Genomic DNA, 25,213 nt, shown 5'->3' on the forward strand with positions numbered 1-25,213 from the left:
TCCTCGCCCGCTTTCTAAAGAAGAGTATTTAGTGTAATTGGGGAGGAGGTGCTAATCGATAAGTGTCGCGGAAAAAACTTGAGTATCACAAAGGCTTTTGGAGCAGCCTTCCGCATGGATGGGGTAAGTTCCTGGTTGATCCTTTACCCAGCTCGACGACTATCGATCAGTATTGATTCATGCGTTCCTTGCCCTGTGTGAGTGCGTAAAATACTGAGAACACAGCTTCCCGGGTCCCTTGCAGCTTCGGTGCTGGAGTTAAACCAAGCTTGGCCGGCGCCGTGGAAACGGTAGGCTGCACGCATTAGAAAAACAGCATTGATTCCAGCAGTGGCGGTGCTGTTTGCATCCTGCCATCTAAGGTATTGATCCCCCACCTCAATGTCTTGAGGCGATATTGATCCTGAACTGTTTTTTTTGTCGATTGGGCTGATCTCACAACTTACTGAATATACTACATCGTCGGAGTATATTATTTTTGAGGCCTCACCGGGTTCTATTGGTTTGCCGCCGTAAAAGGCACATGCCCTAACGTCCAGGTTGCGTGCCTCTGGAGACCTCCATATGAGTTCGAGTCTTCCATTTTCTATAACTCTGAAGCGACGCTTGGCGTATATTTCGTTTTTTCCGTCTTTCAGGTAGTACTCTCGCTCAAGGATTATACCTTCTTCATCCGGCCATCTTGATTCGCCGATGATAGTCGCATTTGTCACAATATCTGGATCAAGGGGGGTGGATAGGGGGCCGTCTTCGGGAGGGGAGGCCGACCAAGCAGAGGTTGATGTTACTATTAAGACTGCCGAAATAATCCTTATCATGATGTTCTCCTTTTTATTTGCCCATAATCGATATAGCATGAATTATTAAGTCAAGCAAGTTGTCTTTTTTGTGTCAGAATTATTGATCTTTAGTGGCATGCGCGCCCTCAACGCCAACTACGATGGCGCCGAGCACGGCGTCTTCACCGACCGCCCGGAAACGCTCAGCAACGACTTCTTCAAAACCGTCGTGGACATGAGCATCGCCTGGGCGCCGGTGTCCGACGACGCCGAAGCCAAGTTCGTGAAGGACTTCGTGGCCGCCTGGGCCAAGGTCATGGGCCTGGGCCGGTTCTGATCCATCCCTGGCGGGACCCCGAGGGTGACATCACCCCGGGGCCCCGCCTCTTTCTTGATTCAATGTAATCTTCATGAGACATTAAAGTGGTTAATGACTCATGAAGATTACATTATGCCTGCTCCTTATCGCCCCTCTCCGGCGGTCCGCCGAGCCTTGCGGAAACTGGGCGAGGATATCCGCGAAGCGCGCCTGCGCCGTAACCTGTCCATGGAAATCGTGGCCGAGCGTGCCGCGACTTCCCGCGCCACCCTGACCCGTTTGGAGAAGGGGGACACGGCGGTGAGCGTCGCGATTCTGGCCGGTGTGCTGCAGGCGCTGGGCATGCTGCCCCGGCTGGCGGACCTGGCCGACAGCGCCGAGGACCCCCAAGGGCTTGAGATCAGCCGGGAATCGCTGCGCCAGCGGGCCTCATCGCCGCGCCCGAGGGGTGACAAGGATGAGTAACGTCGAGGTGTTTCTGGATTGGCGGCGCCGGAATCATCGCGTGGGGTTGCTGCGCCGTCATGCCAGCCGGGGCCGCGAAACGGTGACCTTCGAGTACGCGCCGGAGTGGCTGGCGGCGGACGACCGCTTTTCCATGGACCCGGCGTTGCCGGTGGGGCCGGGCCTGTTCCGCCCGCCGGCCGGCGCGGAAATGTTCGGCACCCTGGGCGATTCCGCACCGGACACTTGGGGCCGCATGTTGATGCGCCGCCGCGAACGGCGCGCGGCGGAACGGGAAGGCCGGGCGGTACGTACCCTTCACGAGACCGACTTTCTCCTCGGTGTCTCGGACCTGACGCGGCTTGGCGCGCTGCGCTTTCGGTGGGAAGGGGAGGAGGTTTTTCAGGCACCGCAGTCCAGGGGGGTGCCGGACCTCCTCGCGCTGGGGGATTTGCTCGGGGCTTCGCAGCGGATCGTTCGCGGTGACGAGACCGATGAAGACCTGCGCATGATCTTCGCGCCAGGCTCTTCGCTGGGGGGCGCCCGCCCCAAGGCGTCGGTGGTCGATCAGCACGGCCGGCTGGCGATCGCCAAATTCCCTAAGGAAACCGACGAATATTCCCTGGAACGCTGGGAAGCCATCGCCCTGGACCTCGCGGCGCGGGCGGGGATCCGCGCGGCCGACCACGAATTGCATGAAGTGGCCGGGCGGCCTGTGTTGTTGTCCCGCCGATTCGACCGCGACGGCGATGAGCGGATTCCTTTCCTGTCGGCCATGTCGATGACCGAGCACCGGGATGGTGAACGGGGCAGCTATCTGGAGATCGTCGATGCCCTTGCCGAGCAAGGGGCGAGCGCCCGCGAGGATCGCCAGGAACTGTTCCGGCGAGTGGCGTTTTCCATCCTGGTTTCCAACGTGGACGATCATCTGCGCAATCACGGATTCTTGTGGCAAGGCATGGCCGGCTGGTCCCTGTCGCCGGCCTATGACCTCAACCCCACGCCTCAGGATATGAAAGCCCGCGTATTGGCCACCAACATCGATCTGGATGACGGCACCTGCTCCATCGAACTGCTGCGCTCCGTGGCGGACGAATTTTCCCTCAAACCGGCGGAAGCGGATGCGTGCATTCGGGAAGTGGCCAAAGCCTGTAAGGGGTGGCGTGATGCGGCGAGAAAGCGGGGCGCTCCCGCTGCTGAAATCAAGCGCATGGAAAGCGCCTTCGAACATGAGGACCTGGCCACTGCCAGCCGTTTGTAGAAGCGGTGTTACGAGACCCAGGGGTTGATCAAGGGAATGCCAAGAGGCTCGAAGTCCTTGGTGTTGCGGGTGGCCAGGGTGGCGCCGTGGGTGTGGCAGATGGCGGCGATCTGGCCGTCGGCCATGCTTACCGGGGTGCCGTTGCGTTCGGCGTTGGCGATTTTCTGCGCGTAGTGGCTGGCGGCGAGGGCGTCGAAGGTGAGCAGGCGCCCGCTGAATTCCTGGTCGAACAGCTCGGCGGCCAGCATCGCCAGGGTGCGTTGCCGGCGGCCGGCGGGCAGCCGCTCGATGCCGTACAGGATCTCCGCCACGGTGATGCTGGTGGTGGCCACATCCCGGGCCGGTTGCCGGTCCAGCCAGTGCACCACCACCGGGTTCGGCGCCGGGCGCATCAGCTCGGAGAGCACATTGGTGTCGAGGACGATCATCAATCCAGGTCCGCCGGACGCGGCGGGTCGCGGCGCTCGGGCAGCTCCAGCTCCTGGCCGTCGTAGGCGGCGAAGCGGTCACGGATGCGGCTGCCCAGGCCCTGTTCCGGCGCCGGCTCGCTGAGGGCCCGGCGCAGGATCCGGCGCACTTCCTCTTCCATGGAATGGCCGTGGCGGGCGGCTTCCAGCCGCAGGCGCTGTTTCAGGTCGTCATCGAGATTGCGGACGGTCAGGGTGCTCATCGGCGTTCTCCTCAATGGATGACAGCAATGCTAGCACTGCTGTCATCCGGAGGAAAGCCACCACTTGCCGGCCCTCAGGCCCGCGCCGGCTCCGGTGGCGTGGCGCCGCCGGGCAGCGCCAGCCGCAGGTTGTTCAGCCAGGTGGTGCCGAACTGCCGCCACAGGGGCGCGGAGTTGTAGGGCAGGCCGTAGCGGTCCGCCAGGGCTTTCACCCGGGGCGCCACCTCCGGGTAGCGGTTGCTGCACAGGTCCGGGAACAGATGGTGCTCGATCTGATGGCTCAGGTTGCCGGACATCACATGGAACAGCGGGCCGCCGGTGATGTTGGCGGAGCCCAGCAGCTGGCGCAGGTACCACTGACCACGGGATTCCCCTTCGGTCTGCTCCTGGGTGAAGTGATAAACGCCGGCGGGGAAATGCCCGCAGAAGATGATCACGAACGCCCAGATATTGCGCATGATGTTGGCCACGAAGTTGGCGCCGGCCACCAGCAGGAACACGGTCAGCGGCGATTCCGGCACCACCAGGGAAATCGGCAGCGCCACCAGGGCGGCCAGGCCCGGCCACATGATGTAGTCCTTGCGCACCTGGCCCCACACCTTGCGGCCGATGTGCTTCATCAGCGGCAGGATCTCCTTGGGCTTTTTCTTGCGCTCGGCCACGTCGATCAGCGCCTGCTCGTGCAGCGCCACGCCTTCCTCGAACAGCAGCATCAGCAGCACGAAGTACACCGGCTGCAACAGGTAGGCGGGCTTCCAGGGTTGGTGCGGGGTTACGCGCATGATGCCGTAGCCCACGTCCAGATCCTTCTCCAGCACATTGGTCCAGGTGTGGTGCACCACATTGTGGGAGTGCATCCAGCGGTCCGACGGGCTCATGGTGTCCCACTCCCAGGTGTTGGACTGGATCTCCGGGTCCTTCATCCAGTCCCATTGGGCGTGCAGCACATTGTGGGCGATTTCCATGTTCTCCAGGATCTTGGCCAGGCCCAGCAGGCTCACGCCCAGGGCCATGACGATCAGCGTGGACGGCCAGCCCGCCAGGGCGTGGCCCCAGGCCGGCAGCAGGAACAGACTGGCGTAGATCACCAGCCGGCCCACCAGGGCCATGGCGCGCTGGGTGCGGATCAGCCGCAGGATGTAGAGCCGGTCCTTCTCGCCCCGGGATTCCAGGGTCTCGTGGTAGATGGCGTCCATCTCGCGACCAAACTCGTCGATCTGTTCGTCGGTGAGGTCCACCGGCAAGGGGCGTTTCGTGCTCATGCCGTTCTCCCTAAAGTGCCAGTTCGCAGTCCCCGGCGGCCGCGCACACGCACACCTGCACGATGGCGCCGGGTTCGTTGATGAAGTCGCCGCTGCGCAGGTCGCGCACGCAGCCGGATGTGAGGGTGGTGTTGCAGGTATGGCAGATGCCCATGCGGCAGCCGTGCGGCGGGTTGAGCCCGGCGTCCTCGGCCACGCGCAGCAGGTTGGTCTCGCCGTCCGCGTCCACGTCCAGGTTGCTGCCGGCGAAGCGCACCTTACCGCCCACGGCGTCGTCGGGAATCGGTGCGAAGTCGGCGCGGAAACGCTCGATGTGCAGCCGCCCGGCGAGCCCGGCGTTTTCCCAGGTTTGCTCCAGGGCGGCCAGCAACGCCGGTGGGCCGCAGGCGTAGCAGTCCCGCTCGCGCCAGTCCGGGCAGAGACGTTCAAGCTGCGCCTCGGTGAAATGGTTCTGGTCCTCGGGGGCGTGGCGGGTGTGCACCTCGTGCAGGTGGTAGTGCGGCTGCGCCTGATCCAGCCGGCGCAGCTCGCGGCCGAAGATGGTGTCGAACTCATGGGGCGCGTAATGGATGTGCACGGTATCCGGCAGTCGCTCCTGGGCGATCAGGCTGCGCACCATGCTCATGGCGGGGGTGATGCCGCTGCCGGCGGTGATGAACAACGGCTGCACCGGCGAGGCGTCGGGCAGATAGAACTCGCCCTGGGGCAGCCCCACCGGAATGAAATCGCCCACCTTCAGATTACGGACGATGTGGTGGGACAGCCGCCCACCGTCGATCTTCTTGACGGTAATAGTGAAGCAGCCATCGTCGCGCTCCGGCGGCGATGAGATGGTATAAGTGCGGGTGTAGTGGCGGCCGTCCACCGGAATGCCCACGCGAATATGCTGGCCCGGTCGGTGCAGCCGCCAGTTGGCGCCGGGCTTCAGGGTCACGGTGCGGGCATCGCGGGTCTCGTCCCACACGTCCACCACCCGGGCGTGCATGCGGTGGGTGGTCCAAAGCGGGTTCACCAGCTCCACGTAGTGGGAGGTGCGCAGCGGGAACGCGAACATATCACTGATCGCGGACAGCCGCGTCAGCCAGCGCCTGGGTGCCTTGCTTTCCGGTACCGGGGTCGTCATGCCTGCCTCCTGATTCCCTTATTATGCTAATCAGCCATGCTTTGTGTACAGGTGTTCACGGTAACGACAAAGCCGCCGTTTGGGAAGACGGCAATTTTGTTCAACGGTGCCGCCGCGCCCATCGCTCCGGCGTGAAGGTCAATTCCCGGTAAATTCGGTAGTGCTACGGAAGAGGCCGCCGGTCCCACCTCCTAGTATCGAAATAACCTTCGATCAAAAAGGAGAACAACATGGCGACCGGCTATCTGTGGGATACCCTCTACGGTTGGATGGACACCGGCACCGGCGGCCTTACCAGCGCCAATCTGGCGGCAAGGGTGCAGCCCATCAGCCATCACCTGGCGCACCCGGACACCAAGCGCCGCTTTCACGAGCTGGTCCGGGCCTCCGGCCAGTTCCAGTCGTTGACCCCGGTGAACGCCCGCCCGGCCCGGGACAAGGACATCCTGCGCGTCCACACCGCCGGCCATCTGGAGCGGATGCGCGAGCTCAGCGCGCGGGAAACCGGCGGTGACGCCGGCGACGGCGTCACCCATCTCGGTAATGGTGGTCTGGAGATCGCGCTGCTGGCCGCCGGCGGCGCCATCGAGATGGCCAAGAGCGTGGTCGGCGGCGAGATCGACAACGGCTACGCGCTGGTGAACCCGCCGGGGCACCATGCCCCGCGTGACGCGGCCATGGGCTTCTGCATTTTCAACAACAGTTCGGTGGCGGCGGCCTACGCCCGGCATGAGTTGGGGTTGGAGCGCGTGGCGATCGTGGATTGGGATGTGCACCACGGCAACGGCACCCAGGACATCTGGTGGGAAGACCCGTCGGTACTGACCCTGTCACTGCACCAGCACCTCTGCTTCCCACCGGAATCCGGCTACCTGCATGAACGGGGTGGCGGGGCCGGGCAGGGCTACAACCTGAATGTGCCGATGCCCCCGGGCTGCGGCAATGGCGCCTATCTGCACGCCATGGACACCGTGGTGCTGCCGGCGCTGCGGGCCTACCGCCCCCAGTTGATCATCGTCGGTTGCGGGTTCGATGCCAGCATCATGGACCCGCTGGCCCGGATGATGGTGACCTCGGAAGGGTTCCGAAGCATGACCCGGCGCATCCGGGAGGCCGCCGGCGACCTCTGCGCGGGGCGCCTGATGTTCATCCAGGAAGGCGGTTACAGCCCGCACTATGTGCCGTTCTGCGGCCTGGCGGTGCTGCAGGAACTGGCCGGTGAGGGCGGGTTGGAAGATCCTTACCTGGAGTTTCTTTCCGGCATGGGCGGCGCCGAGCTGCTTGATGAGCAGCGTGCCCGCATCGAGGAAGCGGTGCCCTTGATCGACGCCTTGCGTTGAGCGCCGTCAGTGCCCCAGACCGGGCACGGACGCCAGGATCAATCCCCGTGCATCGGGCACGAACCAGTTGTTGGCCGCCGCCTGGGCCGACAACTGGGCGCGCCTTTGCACGCCCAGCCGCCGCAGCAGGGAAGCCACGTGGGAATGCACGGTGCGTTCACTAAGGCAAAGGCGCCGCGCGATGTCCCGGTCACCAAGCCCCGCCGCCAGCCAGCTGAGCACCCGCATCTCGGCGCTGGTCATGTTCATCGGCAGCGGTGTGGGCGTCAGCGTCGCCAGCACGTCCTCCCCGGCGAGTTTTTGCGCGTGCAGCCGAAAGGCGCGGCGCCCCTCCAGCCAGAACGCGGTGAGCGTATCGTCCTTGAGCGAAGCCAGCGCCCGGGCCATCCGTTGGTGATCCAGGCCGGCCGGCGGGCGCGGCGCGTATAACGCCTGCCGCCCCGGCTGACGGTTGAAGTACACCGGGACCGACTGTTCGGCGTGCAGCGCCGGCAGGCGCTCCCGCAGGGCGGCCTCCAGCAACGGTTGGGCGCCCCGCGCCAGGGTGCGCACCCGCTGGTTGAAGGCGCCCGGCGTGCAGGAAGAGAAATGCGCCAGCCCCAGATGCCGCCCCTCGATGCCCAGCTCAATGGTCATGCCGTCCTGGAAACCCTGAGGGTGCAGAGCGGACCGGTAAACCGACGTCGCCAGGAACGGCGGAAACATCTTGCCGGCGCACTCACTGATGGAAGGCGGCAGCCGGTCCCGGGGGGAAAGCTGTCGGGTAAAACCCGGCGGATAGAGGCGCGGAAACTGGTCGGCGAGGGCATCGATGCTGGCTGGGGAATATCCTTGATGCCACAGCGAAACATGACGCTTCTGCGACGGCAGAAACGCGACCAGTTGCGCGGCATCAAAGCCGATCAGCTCCCGCAGCGCCAGGATGGGTTGCTGCAATGGCGACATGGTGGTCACCCCGTTGTTATTCTCTTCGCTCATAGCAGCACCGCCTTGAGACGAGGTCAAGGAGAACCCATGAGCGACACTCTGGATTACCACGCCCTGCTCAAGGTGGCCCTGGAACAGGCCCGCCAGGGCCTGGCCGAGGGCGGCATCCCCATCGGCGCGGCCCTGTTCGACGCCGACGGCACCCTGCTCGGCGCCGGCCACAACCGGCGCATTCAGGAAGACGACCCCTCGGTGCACGCCGAAACCGACGCCTTCCGCAAGGCCGGCCGTCAGCGCCGCTACCGCGACAAGATCATGGTCACCACCCTGGCGCCGTGCCTGTATTGCAGCGGCCTGGTGCGCCAGTTCCGCATTGGCACCGTGGTGGTGGGCGAGTCCGAGAATTTCCCTGGTGGCCTGGACGAGCTGCGCGCCCACGGCGTGCGCGTCATCGAGCTGGACGACCCGGACTGCAAGACCCTGCTTGCCGACTACATCCGCGCCAACCCGGACGTCTGGCACGAGGACATCGGCGAGGACTGAGCCCCGCCCGCCGGCAGGAAGCGGCCGAAGCCGGCATCGCGGCCCAGCGCCGGCATGACCCGGTCGTTTTCCATGGCCAACCGACCGTTGATCCAGACCGCTTCGATGATGCCCGGGTTGCGGTTCACCATGCGCTGCAGGCCGAAGTTTTCCATCTCCGCCCATTGCGGCTGTTCCAGTTCCTGGTCGAGGCCGGCGGGGTCGAGGATCATCAGGTCGGCGCGGTCGCCGGGGCGGATCTTGCCCGCTTCCACGCCAAGCCAGTCGGCCTGTTCGCCGGTGAGTCGCCAGATGGCTTTTTCCATGGGCATCACCGGCTCGCCCTGGCGTTGTGCCTGGAGCACCAGTTTCAGGAAGCGCAGCGGCATGTTGTAGAACGCCATGTTGCGGATGTGCGCGCCCGCGTCGGAGAAGGTGAGCAGGGTGTGCGGGAAGCACACCATCCGTTTCAGGCGCTCTTGATCGTGATTGCCGATCACCGTGAACCAGCGCAGCTTGCGACCGTGTTCGATCATGGCGTCGAGGAAGAAATCCACCACGTGCACGCCGCGCTCCGCGGCCAGGCTAGCGAAGTCGCGGCCCACCAGGGCCGGGTCCGGGCAGTCCAGCACCACGGCGTCGGCGAAGTCCCTCTGCCAGACGCGGGGCGACAGTTTGTTGCCGTAGTTCTTGCGGAACAGCCGACGGTAGGCCGGGTCCCGCAGCAGTTCATTGCGTTCGATCTGGTCCTTCAGGTCCAGGGCCATTTCGCCGGCGCCGAATTCCTCGAACAGCACCACGTCCATGCCGTCCGCGTAGACCGAAAAGGCGGTGGGCAGCAGCTGCCAGCGGAAGTCGCCGTTGAGCCAGTTGGTGACCCGTGCCGAGAGCATGGCCATGGGGCGTACGGTGGCGTTGCCCTTGAGGTCGAGCATGGAGATCAGCGTGGTCTTCAGGGGTTTGCGCAGCAGGCCCACGGCCTCGCCCAGGTACTGGAATATCTGCAACGGGTTGGCGGCGTTGGGGGCGCCCTGGTGGACCCGGTCGTAGCGGCGCAGCAGCCGGTTGAGGCGGCGCACCTCGCTCCAGCGGGCGTAGGTGCTGGGCAGGGTCCGGGACCAGGCGCGGTCGCCGTCCACCTTGTCGAACTTGAGGCACATGGTGGACAGGCCGGCGAAGCCCAGTTCCAGGGCCTCCTCCAGCAGCGCTTCCATGGCTTGTTGTTCCTGCTCACTGGGGCGCGTCCGGCGGTCGGTGGCCCGCTCCAGGCCCATGATGCCGGTGCGCAGGTCGCTGTGGCCGAGCAGGGAGATCAGGTTGGGCCCCAGCGGCAGGGAGTGAATGTGCTCCAGCCACTGGGCCGGCGTGCGCCAGGTTTTCTTCGCTTCCAGGATCGGCAGCACCTTCTCCCGGGGCACCGTCTCCACCCGGGTGAAGATGTCCGAGGCGTCCTCGGTGTCCGCGCAGATCATGGACAGTGAGCAACTGCCCACCAGCACCGTGGTGACGCCATGGCGCACCGATTCGGACAGGCTCGGCGCCACCAGCAATTCAGCGTCGTAATGGGTGTGGGTATCGAGAAAGCCGGGCAGCACCCACTTGCCGTGGGCATCGATCACCTGTTCCGCGGCGTCGCTGTCCAGCGTCGGGGCCACCGCCACCACGTGACCGTCCTTTACCGCCACGTCGCTGTCGGTGGCCGGGGCGCCGGTGCCGTCGAAGTAGCGGCCGCCGCGAATCACGAAGTCATAGGCGTATGCCATGGCGTCATCCTCTTGTTGTGGTTATGGGGCTCCTGGTCCGGGCCCTTGGGACGTCATCAGCATAGGCGGCTATACTGGGCCGGACTTACCAATTCACGACACCGTCATGTCTTCCTCGTATTCGACACCGGCTTACGGCGTGCGCAGCGGCGCTCTGATGGGCTGGCGGCCCCTGGTGGAGAGCCTCGGCGGCGAGCCCCGGGTATTGCTGCGCGATCATGGTCTGTCGCCGAGCCTGCTTACCGACCCCGACGCCATCATGCCGGTGGCGCGCTTCGCCGCGCTGCTGGGCAGCTGCGCCCGGCGTCTGGCGTGCCCGGATTTCGGTCTGCGCATGGCGGACGGGCAGGGCATGGCCATGCTCGGAGCTCTGGGCAAGCTGATCCAGGACAGCGCCGGGCCACAAGACGGGTTGGCGGTACTGCAACGGCACATAGCGCTGCACAACCAGGGCGAATACTGGAGCAGCCAGGTCACCGGTGACCGCCTGTACGTGTACCGCTTCGAGTTGTTCGATGGTGATCTGGACCGGCGCGTTTACCGGGAGCTGTCCGTGGGGGCTTGTTTGCGTCTGATCCAGGAACTGATCGGTCGCGACATCCGTCCGTTGCGAGTGGCCCTGTGTCACCGCCCGCTCGCCACGCAGGCCCGGTACCGACGCTTTTTCTCGGCGCCGGTGTCCTTCAACGAGGAGCAGGATGTGCTGGTGTTCGATGCCGCCATTCTGCGCCGCCGGCTGGTGCCCGCCAGCGAGGCCCTGAACCGCTATCTGGACGGCTATATCCAGGGCCTGATTCGCGAGACCGGGGACGACCTGGCGCGCCGGGTGCGCGCCCTGATCAGCCAGACCCTGCCCGCCGGCGGGCACGACCTGCAACACATCGCCGCTTTATTGGCCCTGCATCCGCGTACCCTGCAGCGGCGCCTGCGCCAGCAGGGCACCGGCTTCAACACCCTGCTCACGGAAACCCGCATGGGCGTGGCGCGCTGGCACCTGAGCGCCTCCACCATCCCCGTGACCATGCTGGCCAGCCTGCTGGGCTACGCTAATGTCGGTGCTTTCTCCCGGGCCTTTCACAAGGCCCATGGCTGCCCGCCCCGCCAATGGCGACGCCAGCATGCGCTGCGGGGCACCGCCGGGAACGGCGTCGGCGCTGTGTTATGATGCCCCGCCCAAGCCGCCGAGCCGGCACCCACCGACCCCGCCGGGGGCCGCCTGACAGAGAATGCTCATGAGTGAATTGCCCGCCTGCCCCCAATGCAGCTCCCCTTACACCTACGAAGACGGCGCCATGTTCGTGTGCCCGGAATGCGCCCATGAATGGAACGCCGCCGATGAGCAGGCCGCCGCCGAAGCGGACCTGATCAAGGACGCCAACGGCAATGTGCTCAACGACGGCGACACCGTCACCGTGATCAAGGATCTCAAGGTCAAGGGCTCCTCATCGGTGGTCAAGGTGGGTACCAAGGTCAAGGGCATCCGCCTGGTGGGCGGCGACCATGACATCGATTGCCGCATCGATGGTATCGGCGCCATGAAGCTGAAATCGGAGTTCGTGAAGAAGGTCTGACCGGGCGCGCTCGCCATTGGCCCGGCCTTTCAGCATGATAGGAAGCCTTTGCGACGCCCGCCGTTCCAACCCTGGCCGGGACGTTCTAAGGTGCCGGGTCCGGCCCCGCGCCGTCTTCGTTTTGCCACGGGAGAGATTGCATGTCCGACGACACCTATACGCCGCCTAAGGTTTGGAAATGGGAACCGGGCAACGGCGGCAAGTTCGCCAATATCAACCGTCCCATCGCCGGCCCCACCCACGACCAGGAACTGCCGGTGGGCAAGCACCCGCTGCAGCTTTATTCCCTGGCCACCCCCAACGGCGTCAAGGTCACGGTGATGCTGGAGGAACTGCTGGCCCTGGGCCATGAGGGCGCCGAATACGACGCCTGGCTGATCAATATCGGCGAGGGCGATCAATTCGGAAGCGGCTTCGTGGAGATCAACCCCAACTCCAAGATCCCGGCCATGATGGACCACGGCGTGACCCCGCCGCGCCGGGTGTTCGAGACCGCCTCCATCGTGCTCTACCTGGCGGAAAAATTCGCTGCCTTGATTCCGGCCGACCCGGCGGTGCGCACCGAGTGCATGAACTGGCTGTTCTGGCAGCAGGGCGCGGCGCCCTTCCTGGGCGGCGGCTTCGGCCACTTCTACGCCTACGCGCCGGAGAAATACCAGTACCCCATCGACCGCTACACCATGGAAGTGAAGCGCCAGCTCGACGTGCTCGACCGCCGCCTCGCCGACAACGCCTACCTGGCCGGCGACGAATACTCCATCGCCGACGTGGCCACCTGGCCCTGGTACGGCCAGTTAGTGCTGGGCCGGCTCTATGACGCCGCCGAGTTCCTGGACGTGACGTCCTACAAGAACGTGCTGCGCTGGGCCAAGGACATCGACGCACGCCCGGCGGTACAACGGGGCCGCATGGTGAACCGCAGCTTCGGCGATCCCGCCTCGCAACTTCGTGAGCGCCATGACGCCAGCGACTTCGAAACCAGGACCCAGGATAAAATCGGCGGCTGACCGGCGGGCCCATGAATGACACCGACCTGGCCCATCTGAGCCACTGCATCGAGCTCGCCGAGCGGGCCCTGGAAGCCGGTGACCAGCCATTCGGCTCGCTGCTGGTGGACCAGGACGGCACGGTGCTGTTCACCGCCCGCAACCGGGTCGGCGGCGGTGACCACACCCGCCACCCGGAATTCGAGATCGCCCGTTGGGCCGCCGAACACCTGCTCCCGGAGCGGCGCGCCCGCGCTACTGTCTACACCTCCGGGGAGCACTGCCCCATGTGCGCCGCCGCCCACGCCTGGGTGGGCCTGGGCCGCATCGTCTACGCCAGCTCCGGCGAGCAGTTGAGAGCCTGGCGGGCGGAATGGGGCCAGCCACCGTCCCCGGTGGCCGGCCTGTCGATCCAACAGGTGGCGCCGGATGTGCCGGTGGAGGGCCCGGTGCCGGACCTCGCCGAGCAGGTGCGTGCCTTGCACCGGCGATATCGCGACTGAAGTCGCTCCTACCGCGGTGCTGCTTGCACCTTAGGAGCGACCGGGCGGCGCACCGCTTCAGTCGCGATCACCCCGGTCGCCGGATGCCCCCTAACCGCGCCGATTCCCGAGCGCCTTTTCCAGCGCCATGAGCGTGTCCACGTAACCGACGAAGCGTTCCAGATATTCCGGCGCCAGTTCATGGAGCTGGTCCAGGGCGCGCACCACCTGGCGGTGGGAATTGAGCGGGCCGGCGTCGCCGGTGGGGTGGGCGAGGGCGGCGTCGATGCGTTGCGCGGTGCGCTGCCGGGCGTGTCGGGCGCGGATGTCGGCGGCGGCTTTCAGGTCTCGTTTGGGGGCGGCGTCGCTCTGGCCCTGGTGGTGGGCGCGCAGGCGCTGGTGCTGTTCGTGGAGCAGGGCGTCCAGCGCCGAGGCGCCGGCGGGCGCCGCCGGGGTGGTGTCGCCGGCGCGCAATTCGTCGACCAGTGCGCCCAGGGGCGAGGGCGCGCCGCCGGCGTTCGCCAGGCGCCTTGCGGCGCGGTGCTCGCCGCGCTCGCCGAGCGCCTGGAGCCGGGTGCGCAGGGCTTCGTCCCCGCATTGCTCGATGAGTGCGTCGGTGTGCCGGCGCGCCGCCGCCAACGCTTCTTCCAGGGCGCTTAGTTCCCGTTCCAGTTTTTCCCGGGTGGTGGCCAGGCCGGGCCGATGGTCGCCGTCGAGACGGCGGGCCAGGGCGTCCAGATAATGAAAGCGCACCGGTTCGAACCGGGCGGCGCCTTGCCCACGCAGGGCTGTCAGGCGGTCCATCAGGTCCGTCGCGGGCACAGTCGGGTTACTCATCGCCGCTGTCCTGGCGCGGCACCGTGGTGATTTCCACACGCCGATTGCGGGCCCGGGCGTCGTCGTCGGTGTTGGGTGTCACCGGCTGGTTATCGCCGAAGGCGGCGGCGAACAAGCGCTCTTCGGGCAGGCCCTGGTCGATCAGGGTGCGGGTCACGGTGAGCGCGCGCTGGGCGGACAGGCCCCAGTTGTCGCTGTAGCGGGGGTTGCCCTTCTGGATCGCCAGATCGTCGGTGAAGCCGCTTACCATGAGCAGCTCGTCGTGCTCGCTCAGGTATTGTTTGAGGGGCGCCACCAGGCTGCGCAGCAGGGTTTCGCCGTCCGCTTGCAGGCGGTCGGAGTTGAGCCCGAACAGGACGCTGCCGTTGATACCGATACGACCGTTCTGGAACGAGATGCGGCCACTGGCGAGCGGATCGGCGAGCGCTTCCTCCAGGGCCTGGCGGCGCTGCTGCTCGGCCTGCAGCTTGGCGCGCTCCTCCTGCAGCGACTGGCTCAGTTCCAGCTGGATGCCGATCACCCACACCAGAATCAGCACGAAGATGCCCACCAGGGCGGCCATCAGGTCCGAGAAGATGGCCCACACCGGGGTCGCCTGAGTGTCGCCGTCGTAGGCCATCAGCTCGCTCCGGTGGAGGAATCACGGACCCGGCCCAGAGCGTCGATCACGTCCTTCTGGGCGCTCAGGCTCAGGTCGATCACTTCGCGGGCCTGCTCCACATAGTAGGCGAGCTGTTCGTCGCTGCGTTCGGCGGAGCGGGTGAGGGCGCCTTCCACCTGCTGCAGGGTGTCCAGCAGCCCCTCATTGGCCTCACCGAAGCGGGCCACGGCGGCGCCGAAGGCCTCGCCCAGGCTGGCCATTTCCCGGGCGCCGCCGGTGAGGTCGCCGGCCAGGGTTTCCAGTTGCGTGCTTTGCCGTTCTACCTGGTCGGTGAAGGTGTCGCTGACCGCGCGCAGGGCGCCGCCGGCATCCACGATCAGGCTTTCCACCGCCTCGCGCTGCGCCTCGGCGGCCTGACGCTGGGCGCCGAGCAGGCGGTCCAGTTCGCTGACCAGGCGCTGGCGTTCTTCCAGCAGGGCGTTGTCGCGCTCGCTGTTGCGGGTCATTTCCGCGCGCAGTTCGTTGATCACCTCGGCGGCGGCTTTGGGGGTTTCCGAGGCGGTCTCGATGAGCCGGGTCATGGGTGCTTCCAGAGCCGTACCCAGTTCGGTGAGATGGCGGCTGGCGGTGGCTTCCAGCTCCGCCAGCCGCTGGCTCGCGGCCTCGCCGCGGGCCTGCTCCTGGTCGCGCAGGGCGGCCAGTTGCTCGCCGGTGCGGGCGGTAAGTTGTTCCAGGCCCTGCCGTTGCCCGTCCAGCAATTGCCGCACGGCCTGCTGGAAGCCGTCCTGGTGGCCCTGGAGGGTGGCGCCGACGTCGCGCAGTAGTTCGCCGGCTTGTTGTCGCTGGGTGTCCTGACTCTGGCGCTGGCCATCCAGCAGCTCGCCGGCGGTGGCGCGGAAGGCTTCGCCGTGGCGGGCCAGGGCCTGGTCCAGGCGTGCCACCAGTTCGCCGGCGGCGTGGCCTTGCTGCTCCAGGTGGTCGCGCCATTGCCCGGCGGCCTGCTCGGTGCTGGCCTGGAACGCCTCGGTGGTACGCGCCAGTTGCTCCTCGACGCGGGCGGCGTGCTCCGCCTGTTGCTGGCGGCCATGCTCGATCATCGCGCTATTGTCGGCGCGCAGGCGCTCGGCGGTATCTTCCAGGGTGCCGGCCAGGCGCTCGGTGGTTTCCGCCTGCTGACGGTTCTGTTGCGCCAGGCCGTCGCTCCAGGCGTCGGCGGCCTGGCGGGTGGTGTCCTGGAAGCGTTCGCTGAGCGCCGCCAGTTGTTGTTCATGGGCCTGGCGGCTTTCCGCCAGGCCCTGGCGCCACTGTTCGCCCAGGCCCGTCAGGTGCCGCTCGGTGACCTCGCCGAGCCGGTGGTGGGTGCGCTCGGTCTGTTCCTGGAGACGGGCCATGGCGTCTTCCATGACCGGCTTCACCCCCTCGGCGGCGAGTCGGGCGCTGTCGCCCAGGTGATGTTGCAGCCGCTCGCCGAGGGTGTCCGCGAGGGTTCGGTATTCCTCGGTCATGCGGCTGTGGAAGCGTTCCTGGTTGTCGCTCAGATTGTCGGCCAGCCGGCCGCCCAGGGCGTCCAGCCGGTCGGTGAGCGCGGCGAGCTGTTCGACCACGGCGGGGAAGGCATCGGATTGGGCGCGCAGGGCCTGGAAGGCGTCTCGTTGCTGCTGCTTAAGCGAAAAGACGCGCAGTTCGCGGCTGATCTTGCCGTCCAGTTCGCGGCCGGCCAGGGTGCGGTCCCGACGGCACAGGGTGGCGGCGAGGCCAAGCATGGCGGAGGCCGCCACGCCGGCGATGGAGGTGCCGAAGGCCAGGCTGAGGCCGGCGATGGGGGCTGCCAGGGCGCCCTGGATGGCCTGCAGGTCGGCGCCGCCGTCCAGGGCGGTGACCGCCCCTTGCAGGGTCACGGTCATGCCGATGAAGGTGCCCAGCAGACCCAGCATCACCAGCAGGCCGGACAGGTACGGGGTGAGCATGGGCCCGGGCAGCGCCACCGCCTCGCCCTCTATACGTCGCCGCACGGCGCCACGCAGGTCCGCCGGCAGGCTCGCCAGCCAGCCGCCCAGGGCCTGTTCGTCGCTGGGGGTGGAGGTGAGGTTCTCGCTCAGTCGGTCGGTGGCGCGGCGGAAGCGCAGCAGTTCCAGGAAGCCGAAGCCATAGACCAGGGCGATCAGCAGGGTGGCGAGCAGCGCCACTGGCTGGCCGGCGAGAAAACCGAGCCCCACCCAGAGTACCGCGGCGGCGCCCAGGATGAAGGCCAGAACAAAAAGAAAGCGTGTCATGTGCGGTCGCGTACCTCGTTGTGCAAAGCGTCCAGCAGGCCCAGCGGCGGCTCCAGCCGGGCTTCCAGTTCGGCGAGCAGCAGTAGCTGCATCTCCTGACAAAAACGGTGCAGCCAGCCGCCGGGCGCCATCCAGGCATCGGGGTCATCGGCGTCGTTGTCCAGCAGGCTGCGTTGTCCATCCGGCTTGAGCGCCTCGAAGCGCCGCGCCAGCAATTTCGGGACGGCGCCGAAGCAGCGCCGCGTCCAGGCGGTGAGGGTGGCGTCGAACACCGCGTCCAGTTCCGCCAGCCGGGCGGCGCCCGGACCGCAGTCGGCCAGGGCTCCGCGCAGGCGCACGCGCACCGGTTGCAGGCCGGCGGTGAGCTGGCGCTGGCGGGCCACGTAGAATTTCTGGTAGGGCTCGTAGTCCGCCTGGGGGGCGGGCAGGCCGTTGCGGGTGCCAAGCTGTTCCGGTTCGAACGCCCGGGTCAGGCCAGCCAGCAGCTTGTCGCGAACCTTGGCCAGATCCTCGCCGAGGCGCCGGTAGTCCCGCTCGCTGGCATGGAAGGGGCCCGTGGCGCGGTGGGCGTTGGCGGTGTCCAGAGCCACGGTGTCCGACAGGTCGAACAGGCGCGCCAGGCGTTCGGCGACGTCGCCGTCGGGCTGACCGTCGAGCAGATGCAACTCGGCCAGCAGACGGGCCAGCCGGCCGCCCGGATAGGATGCTCGTGGAAAGCTATGCACGCCGTTGCTCATTGCTGCCACCCTGGCCGGAACACGGGCCCGGAGGCGCCCGTTTAACGGGGCCCCGCCGGGCGAAGCGGCACATTCTAATCAGGAACGGCCGGCGATGATAATGCCGCGCCGCCGGGTGCGCCCGGCGCCCGGCAATCTTCCGGTCACCGCCCTTCAGGCGACCGCCAGGTCCCGGGGGAAGCGACGGATGCGCAGGGTCAGCAGCAGGGCACCCAGCAGCGAGGCGCAGGTGAAGCCCACCGCCAGATGGAAACCACCGCTGAACTCGATCAGCGCGCCGGCGATGGCCGGGCCCAGGAACTGGCCGGTGGCGAAGAACACGGTGACGTAGCTGAAGGCGATGGGGATGAAACGCGGCGCCACCTGGTCGGTGCTGGCGGCCTGGATCATGGTGAACACGCCATTCACCGCGCAGCCCATCAGCAGAAAATGGGCGAAGAACACCGGCAGCCCCTGGTCGAGAAGCGGCAGGCCCATGGCCAGGGTGACCACGGCGGTGGCCAGGGTCAGGGCGTTGCCGCGCCCCCAGATGTCCGAGAGTGACCCCCACAGCGGCCCGCTGGCCACGGACAGCAAGCCGGACATGGCCATCAGCCAACCGGCCACGTCGTCGCCGTGGCCGGCTTCCACCACATAGCTGACCATGAAGATGGACTGGATAATGTAGACCATGCCGATGACGCCATAGACGGTGGCCATGGTGATCACCCGTGGGTGACGGTAGATGCGCCATTTATCCGCCGGCGCCGGTCGCTGGGGATCGTCGCTGTCCAACGGCTCGGGATCGCGCACCGCGATCAGCACCAGGGCCACGGCCACCGCCGAGATCACCGCGAACACCCCCCAACTGACCCGCCAGCCGTGGTCGCCGAAGGCATCGGATAACCAGGGCACCAGCAGGCCGGTACCGAACAGGCCGGCGCCCACCCCCGCGCCCATGCAGCCGATCACCAGGCCGCGCCGCTCCGGATACCAGGTGGCCAGCAATGACACCATGGGCGCGAAGCAGAAGGCGGTACCCAGGCCCAGCAGGCCCATCAGGCCGAGAATCCAGCGGTAATCGGAGGCCACCGCCAGGCCGGCGAAGCCGAAGGTGAGAATGAACAGGCCCAGGGCCACGGCGTTGCGCGCGCCCCAGCGACCCGCCGCGACCCCGCCCACCAGCACGAACAGCAGATAGCCCAGGGCGGTGACGGTGCCCAGGTTGCCGGCCTGGCGGTAGCTCAGGCCCAGGTCCTCGCGCATGGGCGGCAGGATCACGCCGTAGGCAAGCCGCGCGAACACGATCGCCACCAGCGCCGTGAGAATGCCGCCGGTGACCATGATCAGGGCATTGGGGCGGTGTGGCGGTGGCGTGACCAGTGACATGCGGGCTTCCAGACGGTGGCGGCGCGAAAAGGGCGCACTACTTTAGGGCCTTTTCACCCTACTTGCATCACACCCGCCGCTTGCCCTGTCCGGCTTCCCGCCTGGGGCGCTACAATCACCCTGTTGACCCTTCACGAGGAGATCGGAACGATGACGACGCTGTTCATGGACGGTTTCGGCCGTCACTGGTGGTTGCTGGTGCTTTACGGCGTGCTCGGTGTGCTAGTGGGCCTGTATGCCGTGGTCTCCCCGCTGGAGGCGGCGGTGGCGCTGGCCTGGGCGATCGGTGTCCTGGCCCTGGCCGAGGGCGTGGTGGGGCTGGCGGCGCTGTTCGCCAACGGCGCCGTGGCGGGGCGCGGCTGGGTACTGTTCTACTCGCTGATTTCGCTGCTGTTCGGGTTGCTCGCGGTGACCAACCCGGCGGCCACCGCCGGGGCCCTGCTGCTGGTGCTGGCGTGCTGGTTCGTGGTCGCCGGCGTGTTCCGGGTGCTGTTCGCCTTCCAGATCCGCCGCCATGTGCGCGGTGAATGGGTGATCGCCGTCACCGGGCTGCTGGGCATCGTGCTGGGCGGTTTGTTCCTGGCCAAACCCCTGGCCGGATTGGTGGTGGCCACGGTCTGGTTCGGCGTTGGGATGCTGATCTACGGCGTGCTGCAGATCGTTGCCGGCCTGCGCCTGAGGAGCCTTTACAATCGTTCGTTTTAGGGGTTCACGATGACCGAAGTTTCCACTAGCCCGGCTCGCCGCCGGTTGCTGCTGGTGCTGGGGGTGTTTGCCTTGCTGGCGGTGGGCGCCGCCCCGGCGGTTTGGTGGTGGACCTCCGGCCAGTATCTCCATGGCGAGTGCCGCCCCTTGAACCCCTGCGGTCCGGCGGCCAGCGGCGCCGTGGCGCCCTTCACCATGGATACCGTGGGTCAGGTGATGGCGGTGCCGTCGCCCGGCGATGAGGTGGTGCTGGTGGGCACCTCGTTGCCGCCGGAGTCCGAGCGGCCAGTGGGTTGGCTGGGCCATGTCGAGCTGGTGCATATGGATCTCGACAGCGGCGCCGTCGGCGCCCGCCAGCGGATTCCGTTCGTGCATCCGCCGGACTGGGTTTTCGTTTCCCCCGACGGGGGCCGTATTACCCTGGTCTGCCCGAAGCATCACAATGACCCCTGGCGGCGGGAGAATGCTTATGAGCCCGGCAAGCTTGGCGACGACGAGTTCTGTTACCGGGGGGCCGGAGACGATGCCCTGGTGGTATCGGCGCGGGATGGACGCCGGCTGGATACCGTCGCCGAGATGGCCCGGCCGGGGTTTTTCCGCGCGGACTGGTGGCGCGGTTCGGGCCGTGGGCTGACCCGGCTGGGTGAACAATGGGTGGGGCAGCCCGATGGCGAGGACGTGCTGCTGTACCGCGTCGATGACGGCGAGATGCGTCGCCTGAAACCCCGCGACAACGAACCCAGATTAAACTACCCCTCCGGCTATACTCTGGCGCTGTCACCGGACGGCGAGCGGTTGGCGGCGCTCTACGCCGACGACACCCTGCGGCGCGATGGCTCCGCCTATATTCGCGTCTGGTCGGTGCGCAGCGGCGAGCAGATCGCCGCCTTCCAGGCGGAGAACCGGAACCTGCCCCGTCTCGCCTGGAGTCCGGACGGTGAAATCCTGGTCGCCGCCACGGCCATCGGTGGTTACCGCATTTCGGAGGTCCGGGTGGAGGTGTTCCGGCTGCCCTGAGCCCCCTGACTGGCTGTAGGGGCGGCTTCAGCCGCGACCACCCGCGCACCTCGGGTCGCGGCTACGCCTAAACCACCGTGGCGGCGTGGCGCCCGGCGCGGCGGCCGGAGAAGATGCAGCCGCCCAGGAAGGTGCCTTCCAGGGCGTTGTAGCCGTGGTAGCCGCCGCCGCCGAAGCCAGCCACCTCGCCGGCGGCGTACAGCCCGGGCAGCGGGTCGCCGGCGTCGTCGAGCACCTGGCCGTCCACGTTGGTGTGCAGGCCGCCCAGGGTCTTGCGGGTCAGGATGTGCAGGCGCACGGCGATCAGCGGGCCGTGTTTCGGGTCCAGGATTTTGTGCGGTTTGGCGGCGCGGAACAGCTTGTCGCCCAGGTAGTGGCGGGCGCCGTGAATGGCGGTGATCTGCGCGTCCTTGGCGTAGGGGTTGTCCATCTGGTTGTCGCGGGCGGTGAGCTCCGCGAGCAAGCGCCCGTGGTCGATGCGGTTCTCGCCGGTGAGCCGGTTCATGCCGTCCACCAGGGTTTTGAGGTCATTGGCCACCACGAAGTCCTCGCCGTGTTTCTTGAAGGCCTCCACCGGCGGCGGCGCGCCTTTGCCCAGGCGGCTCTTGAGCACTTCCTTCCACTGCCCGGAGGTCATGTCCGGATTCTGTTCCGAGCCGGACAGGGCGAATTCCTTCTCGATGATCGACTGGTCGAGCACGAACCAGGAATAGTCGTGGCCGCTGGCGAGGATCTCCTTGAGCGTGGCCAGGGTGTCGTAGCCGGGCAGGCAGGGCGCCGGCAGGCGCCGGCCGTTGGCGTCGAACCACATGGACGAGGGGCCGGGAATGATGCGGATGCCGTGGTTCGGCCAGATCGGGTTCCAGTTCTTCATGCCCTCGGTGTAATGCCACATACGGTCGCTGTTGATCACCGCCGCGCCGGCCTCCCGGGTAATGGCGATCATCCGCCCGTCCACATGGTGGGGCACGCCGAAGACCATGCTGGCCGGCGGTTCGCCGAGCCGCTCCCGGGGCCAGTATTCGCGCACCAGATCGTGGTTGCCGCCGATGCCGCCGGAGGTGACCAGCACGGCGCCGGCGTGGAATTCGAACGCGTCGATCACCTCCCGGGAGGAGCGCTCGCCCCGTTGCACGGTGCTGGGGGCGAGCATTTCGCCGGCCACGCCGATGACGCGGCCGTCGGCGGTGAGCACCCGGCCGACCCGGTGGCGCGTTTTTAGGGTGATGCGCCCGGCGTCCATGTGTTCGCGTACACGGCGTTCGAACGGCGCCACCACGCCGGGGCCGGTGCCCCAGGTAATGTGAAAGCGCGGCACGGAATTGCCGTGGCCGGTGGCGGTGGAGCCGCCCCGTTCCGCCCAGCCCACCACCGGGAACCAGCGCATGCCCTGCTCATACAGCCAGGGCCGCATTTCGCCGGCGGCGAATTCCACGAACGCCTCGGCGGTCTTGCGCGGCCAGTAGTCCTCGTCGCGGTCGAAGCCGGCGCTGCCCAGCCAGTCCTGCAGGGCCAGCTCGGCGCTGTCCTTGATGCGCATGCGGCGCTGCTCCGGGCTGTCCACCAGGAACAGGCCGCCCAGGGACCAGTGGGCCTGGCCGCCCACGGAATTCTCCCCTTCCTGCTCGACGATCAGCACCGATTTGCCGGCGTCCGCCAGTTCCGCCGCGGCCACCAGCCCGGCCAGGCCGGCGCCCACCACGATCGCATCGCTTTTGTTGTCCATGATGATGCCCCTGGAAGGTTGCGAGGCCTTAAACCTAGCAGGTTTCTGGCACCATCGTCAGGCATTCTCCGCCGGGTTTCAGCCGAAGCCGGGCAGGGCGGTCTGGCCACCGGCGTGCCGGCGTTCGTGGTCGAGCAGCCATTGCTTGCGTTCCAGGCCGCCGCCGTAGCCGGTGAGGGTGCCGTTGGCGCCGATCACCCGGTGGCAGGGCACGATGATGCCCAGCGGGTTGCGGCCGTTGGCCAGGCCCACGGCGCGGGACGCCCCCGGGTTGCCGAGCCGACGGGCCAGCTCGCCGTAGCTTTCGGTCTCGCCGTAGGGGATGTCTGCCAGGGCCCGCCAGACGCTTTGCTGGAAGTCGCTGCCGCGCGGCGCCAGCGGCAGCTCGAACTCGCGCAACTGGCCGGCGAAGTAGGCCGCGAGCTGTTCCCGGGCGGCACGGAACAGGGCGTCGTCCCGGTAGCGTTCCCGGTCCGCCTCGGGCCTTTCCTTCCAGCGTTTCATGTACAGGCCGGTGAGCGCGTCGCCGTCACTGGTGAGCAGCAAGGGGCCAAGGGGGGAATCGATCGGATGATGGACATCGGCGTCGGTGTGCATGGTGTCTCCGCCAGGGTAACCGGTGATCATCGCCATTGTAGATGGGCCACGAGATCCCGGCTCGCCATTTCCGGACATCGCTGCATGGAGCGCCCGGTTGGACGCGTTAGCGGCCCAGGAAGGCGGACACCAGCCGCAGGGAGGGAATGTTGTCGCACACCAGTTTGATGCACACCAGCAGCGGCACCGCGATAAGAATGCCCACCACGCCCCACATCCAGCCCCACAGCAGGATCGAGAGGAACACCGCCACCGGGCTCAGCTGCAGCCGGTGGCCGGCCACCGTGGGAGTGATGAACTGGCCCTCCAGCACGTTCAGGCCGAGGATCAGCGCGGGCGGCAGCAGGGTCGCGTAGATCCCGTCGAAGTGCAGCAGGCTGACCAGCAGGATCACCGTGAAACTGGCCACCGGGCCAATGTAAGGCGCGTAGTTGAACATCCCGACCATGACGCCGAACAGAATCGGATTGGGCACGCCGAGAACATAGAGAATCAGCGACGACAGCATCGCCAGGCACAGGTTGATGATGGAGATGGTGCCCAGGTAGATGGAGATGCGGTTCTGGATCTCGCGCACCGTGGCCACCGCCGCGCGCTTGTTCTCGAATTGAGGGATCACCCGCACCAGCTTGCGCAGAAAGGTGTCGCCGGAAGCCAGCATGAAATACAGCAGCACGAAACTGATGGCGATGCCGTACAGCGCCGACCAGGTGCCGGACAGCAGCCACTTCACCGGGCTCCAGGGCACCTGGCCGCCGGCGGCGTCGTTGCCGCCTTCGCCGGGGGTGATGCGCGCGATCTGCTCGTTGGCCTGGCGCAGTTTTTCCATGGGCGCGGCCAGTTCACGGAATTCCAGCTCCAGTTTGCGCAGGTCCCGGGGCGCTTTCTCCAGCCATTCCATGGCCGGTTCGGTGAGCCCGTACAGGGCGCTCACCGCCAGAGAGAACACCAGGCACACGATCACCGCCGCGCTCACCGGCGGCGCGATGCGCAGCGGTCGCAGGGCGCGCACCACCGGCGTGAAAATCAGGCTGGTGAGGAACGCCACCACCAGGGGCGCGAACAGGGTGGCGGCGGCGTACAGGGTGTACATCACCAGCAGTACGAAGATACCGGTGAGCATCGCCGAGCGCACCGTCACCCTTTCCATCAGCTTGCGGGTTTCCTGGCGGGTGACGACATCGTCCTGGTCGTCGCCAGTTCGGTCCTGGGTGCGCGGGTCGTCCATTGAGGGGGCGTTCTCCGTCCTTGAGCATGGAAACAACGAGTTTACGGGGTGGGCGGGCGGAACATGAGGGGCGCGTCGTAAAAAGCGGTAAAGGGGGGCGCTGGCGGGCCGGCGACACGCTGCGATAAACTGCCGTCGTCGTCAGCGTCCAGCCAGGGGTAGGCGTATGTTCTACATTGTCGCCGTCAACGTCCTGCTGGTGACGGCGGTGGTTTTGATCCACTACGAATTTCTGTCGCGCATCACCGTTTGGCTTCCCAAGGCAGGCATCAAGCACCGTTACCGGGTGCTGGTGGGCGTGGGGGGCGCCCTGGTGGCCCACGCCGTTGAGGTGTGGTTGTTCGGCGCCGCTTACTACGTGATGGTCAACCAGCTCGGTTGGGGCGAATTCAACGCCACCTTTTCGGGCAACTATAATGGCACCTTGCTGGATTGCGTGTATTTTTCCTTCACCGTCTATACCACGCTCGGTTTCGGCGACATCCAGCCGCTGGGTGACGTGCGCTACCTGACCGGTATCGAGGCGTTGACCGGCTTGGTGCTGATCACCTGGACCGCCTCCTTCCTGTACCTGGAAATGCAGCGCTATTGGCGCAGGCCAGGCTGAGCGCCGTATTCGACTTTCGTCGAAGTGTGGCCTGATCGGATTGCCGGCGGGCCCGCCGGGGCCGGATA

27 protein-coding genes are annotated in these 25,213 nt (G+C 66.7%); 12 read left to right on the forward strand and 15 right to left on the reverse strand.

Going from position 1 to position 25,213, the window contains the following annotated elements:
• Window positions 1–143 precede the first annotated feature (143 nt).
• The gene (locus ACLD02_RS18140; RefSeq protein ID WP_410299351.1) at window positions 144–818 is read right to left on the reverse strand and encodes a hypothetical protein; all 675 of its coding nucleotides are present in this window, start codon (window positions 816–818) and stop codon (window positions 144–146) included.
• 97 nt (window positions 819–915) lie between these two features.
• Here ACLD02_RS18140 and ACLD02_RS18145 point away from each other — a divergent pair, with 97 nt between their 5' ends.
• The 3 genes from ACLD02_RS18145 (at window position 916) to ACLD02_RS18155 (ending at window position 2,803) form a co-directional block, all read left to right on the forward strand.
• Window positions 916–1,116, forward strand: coding sequence for a hypothetical protein (locus tag ACLD02_RS18145; RefSeq protein ID WP_410299352.1), 201 nt, complete (start codon window positions 916–918; stop codon window positions 1,114–1,116).
• A 156-nt stretch (window positions 1,117–1,272) separates the two neighbouring features.
• Entirely contained in the window at window positions 1,273–1,563 is a 291-nt protein-coding gene (locus ACLD02_RS18150) for a helix-turn-helix domain-containing protein (protein ID WP_410299353.1), read from the forward strand.
• Window positions 1,556–2,803, forward strand: a complete 1,248-nt coding sequence (locus ACLD02_RS18155; RefSeq protein ID WP_410299354.1) for a type II toxin-antitoxin system HipA family toxin — start codon at window positions 1,556–1,558, stop codon at window positions 2,801–2,803. The genes ACLD02_RS18150 and ACLD02_RS18155 overlap by 8 nt, the downstream gene beginning before the upstream one ends.
• An 8-nt stretch (window positions 2,804–2,811) precedes the next feature.
• On the opposite strand, the gene ACLD02_RS18160 is transcribed toward ACLD02_RS18155, so the two are convergent.
• From ACLD02_RS18160 to ACLD02_RS18175, 4 genes are all read right to left on the reverse strand, one after another.
• Window positions 2,812–3,231, reverse strand: a complete 420-nt coding sequence (locus ACLD02_RS18160) for a type II toxin-antitoxin system VapC family toxin (protein ID WP_410299355.1) — start codon at window positions 3,229–3,231, stop codon at window positions 2,812–2,814.
• The gene (locus ACLD02_RS18165; RefSeq protein WP_161385719.1) at window positions 3,231–3,473 is read right to left on the reverse strand and encodes a FitA-like ribbon-helix-helix domain-containing protein; all 243 of its coding nucleotides are present in this window, start codon (window positions 3,471–3,473) and stop codon (window positions 3,231–3,233) included. Before ACLD02_RS18165 ends, ACLD02_RS18160 begins: the two co-directional genes overlap by 1 nt.
• A 74-nt stretch (window positions 3,474–3,547) precedes the next feature.
• Window positions 3,548–4,735: a fatty acid desaturase family protein gene (locus ACLD02_RS18170; RefSeq protein ID WP_410299356.1), complete on the reverse strand. Its 1,188-nt coding sequence runs from the start codon at window positions 4,733–4,735 to the stop codon at window positions 3,548–3,550.
• 10 nt (window positions 4,736–4,745) lie between these two features.
• The gene (locus ACLD02_RS18175; protein WP_410299357.1) at window positions 4,746–5,858 is read right to left on the reverse strand and encodes a ferredoxin reductase; all 1,113 of its coding nucleotides are present in this window, start codon (window positions 5,856–5,858) and stop codon (window positions 4,746–4,748) included.
• 230 nt (window positions 5,859–6,088) lie between these two features.
• Here ACLD02_RS18175 and ACLD02_RS18180 point away from each other — a divergent pair, with 230 nt between their 5' ends.
• Window positions 6,089–7,198 (forward strand): class II histone deacetylase, encoded by a 1,110-nt coding sequence (locus ACLD02_RS18180; protein ID WP_410299358.1) that lies wholly within the window; start codon window positions 6,089–6,091, stop codon window positions 7,196–7,198.
• A 6-nt stretch (window positions 7,199–7,204) separates the two neighbouring features.
• Here ACLD02_RS18180 and ACLD02_RS18185 read toward each other — a convergent pair whose 3' ends face one another.
• The gene (locus ACLD02_RS18185) at window positions 7,205–8,176 is read right to left on the reverse strand and encodes a helix-turn-helix transcriptional regulator (protein WP_410299359.1); all 972 of its coding nucleotides are present in this window, start codon (window positions 8,174–8,176) and stop codon (window positions 7,205–7,207) included.
• A 36-nt stretch (window positions 8,177–8,212) separates the two neighbouring features.
• Here ACLD02_RS18185 and ACLD02_RS18190 point away from each other — a divergent pair, with 36 nt between their 5' ends.
• Complete coding sequence (locus ACLD02_RS18190; protein WP_410299360.1) at window positions 8,213–8,668, forward strand: nucleoside deaminase; 456 nt, start codon at window positions 8,213–8,215, stop codon at window positions 8,666–8,668.
• On the opposite strand, the gene ACLD02_RS18195 is transcribed toward ACLD02_RS18190, so the two are convergent.
• Window positions 8,617–10,410, reverse strand: coding sequence for an N-acyl-D-amino-acid deacylase family protein (locus tag ACLD02_RS18195; RefSeq protein ID WP_410299361.1), 1,794 nt, complete (start codon window positions 10,408–10,410; stop codon window positions 8,617–8,619). The two genes, ACLD02_RS18190 and ACLD02_RS18195, sit on opposite strands and share 52 nt — an antisense overlap.
• Window positions 10,411–10,516: 106 nt before the next feature.
• Here ACLD02_RS18195 and ACLD02_RS18200 point away from each other — a divergent pair, with 106 nt between their 5' ends.
• The 4 genes from ACLD02_RS18200 to ACLD02_RS18215 all read left to right on the forward strand — a co-directional run bounded on the left by ACLD02_RS18200 (window position 10,517) and on the right by ACLD02_RS18215 (window position 13,470).
• On the forward strand, window positions 10,517–11,575 hold the full coding sequence (locus ACLD02_RS18200) for an AraC family transcriptional regulator (RefSeq protein ID WP_410299362.1): 1,059 nt from the start codon (window positions 10,517–10,519) through the stop codon (window positions 11,573–11,575).
• 67 nt (window positions 11,576–11,642) lie between these two features.
• A complete protein-coding gene (locus tag ACLD02_RS18205) occupies window positions 11,643–11,981 on the forward strand; it encodes a zinc ribbon domain-containing protein YjdM (RefSeq protein ID WP_203105628.1) in 339 nt (112 codons plus the stop codon).
• A gap of 140 nt (window positions 11,982–12,121) precedes the next feature.
• Complete coding sequence (gene yghU, locus ACLD02_RS18210; protein ID WP_203105629.1) at window positions 12,122–12,988, forward strand: glutathione-dependent disulfide-bond oxidoreductase; 867 nt, start codon at window positions 12,122–12,124, stop codon at window positions 12,986–12,988.
• An 11-nt stretch (window positions 12,989–12,999) separates the two neighbouring features.
• Window positions 13,000–13,470, forward strand: coding sequence for a nucleoside deaminase (locus ACLD02_RS18215; protein ID WP_203105630.1), 471 nt, complete (start codon window positions 13,000–13,002; stop codon window positions 13,468–13,470).
• 90 nt (window positions 13,471–13,560) lie between these two features.
• Here ACLD02_RS18215 and ACLD02_RS18220 read toward each other — a convergent pair whose 3' ends face one another.
• From ACLD02_RS18220 to ACLD02_RS18240, 5 genes are all read right to left on the reverse strand, one after another.
• Complete coding sequence (locus tag ACLD02_RS18220; RefSeq protein WP_410299363.1) at window positions 13,561–14,286, reverse strand: DUF2894 domain-containing protein; 726 nt, start codon at window positions 14,284–14,286, stop codon at window positions 13,561–13,563.
• Entirely contained in the window at window positions 14,279–14,905 is a 627-nt protein-coding gene (locus ACLD02_RS18225) for an OmpA family protein (protein ID WP_203105632.1), read from the reverse strand. Before ACLD02_RS18225 ends, ACLD02_RS18220 begins: the two co-directional genes overlap by 8 nt.
• The gene (locus ACLD02_RS18230) at window positions 14,905–17,160 is read right to left on the reverse strand and encodes a DUF802 domain-containing protein (RefSeq protein WP_410299364.1); all 2,256 of its coding nucleotides are present in this window, start codon (window positions 17,158–17,160) and stop codon (window positions 14,905–14,907) included. The genes ACLD02_RS18225 and ACLD02_RS18230 overlap by 1 nt, the downstream gene beginning before the upstream one ends.
• Window positions 17,157–17,897 (reverse strand): DUF3348 family protein, encoded by a 741-nt coding sequence (locus ACLD02_RS18235; protein WP_203105634.1) that lies wholly within the window; start codon window positions 17,895–17,897, stop codon window positions 17,157–17,159. Before ACLD02_RS18235 ends, ACLD02_RS18230 begins: the two co-directional genes overlap by 4 nt.
• Before the next feature lie 153 nt (window positions 17,898–18,050).
• A complete protein-coding gene (locus ACLD02_RS18240) occupies window positions 18,051–19,265 on the reverse strand; it encodes an MFS transporter (protein WP_203105635.1) in 1,215 nt (404 codons plus the stop codon).
• Between the two features lie 150 nt (window positions 19,266–19,415).
• Here ACLD02_RS18240 and ACLD02_RS18245 point away from each other — a divergent pair, with 150 nt between their 5' ends.
• The gene (locus ACLD02_RS18245; RefSeq protein ID WP_238401136.1) at window positions 19,416–19,970 is read left to right on the forward strand and encodes an HdeD family acid-resistance protein; all 555 of its coding nucleotides are present in this window, start codon (window positions 19,416–19,418) and stop codon (window positions 19,968–19,970) included.
• Between the two features lie 9 nt (window positions 19,971–19,979).
• On the forward strand, window positions 19,980–20,987 hold the full coding sequence (locus ACLD02_RS18250; RefSeq protein ID WP_203105636.1) for a hypothetical protein: 1,008 nt from the start codon (window positions 19,980–19,982) through the stop codon (window positions 20,985–20,987).
• Window positions 20,988–21,054: 67 nt separating this feature from the next.
• Here ACLD02_RS18250 and ACLD02_RS18255 read toward each other — a convergent pair whose 3' ends face one another.
• The 3 genes from ACLD02_RS18255 to ACLD02_RS18265 form a co-directional block, all read right to left on the reverse strand.
• Window positions 21,055–22,713: an FAD-binding dehydrogenase gene (locus ACLD02_RS18255; RefSeq protein WP_410299365.1), complete on the reverse strand. Its 1,659-nt coding sequence runs from the start codon at window positions 22,711–22,713 to the stop codon at window positions 21,055–21,057.
• Between the two features lie 78 nt (window positions 22,714–22,791).
• The gene (locus ACLD02_RS18260) at window positions 22,792–23,310 is read right to left on the reverse strand and encodes a methylated-DNA--[protein]-cysteine S-methyltransferase (RefSeq protein ID WP_203105638.1); all 519 of its coding nucleotides are present in this window, start codon (window positions 23,308–23,310) and stop codon (window positions 22,792–22,794) included.
• Window positions 23,311–23,416: 106 nt separating this feature from the next.
• On the reverse strand, window positions 23,417–24,538 hold the full coding sequence (locus ACLD02_RS18265) for an AI-2E family transporter (protein WP_410299366.1): 1,122 nt from the start codon (window positions 24,536–24,538) through the stop codon (window positions 23,417–23,419).
• A 166-nt stretch (window positions 24,539–24,704) separates the two neighbouring features.
• On the opposite strand from ACLD02_RS18265, the gene ACLD02_RS18270 reads away from it, so the two are divergent.
• Entirely contained in the window at window positions 24,705–25,145 is a 441-nt protein-coding gene (locus ACLD02_RS18270) for a potassium channel family protein (protein WP_203105640.1), read from the forward strand.
• Window positions 25,146–25,213 lie beyond the last annotated feature (68 nt).

The organism is Alloalcanivorax sp. C16-2, assembly GCF_046507615.1.
Taxonomy (GTDB): Bacteria; Pseudomonadota; Gammaproteobacteria; order Pseudomonadales; family Alcanivoracaceae; genus Alloalcanivorax; species Alloalcanivorax marinus_A.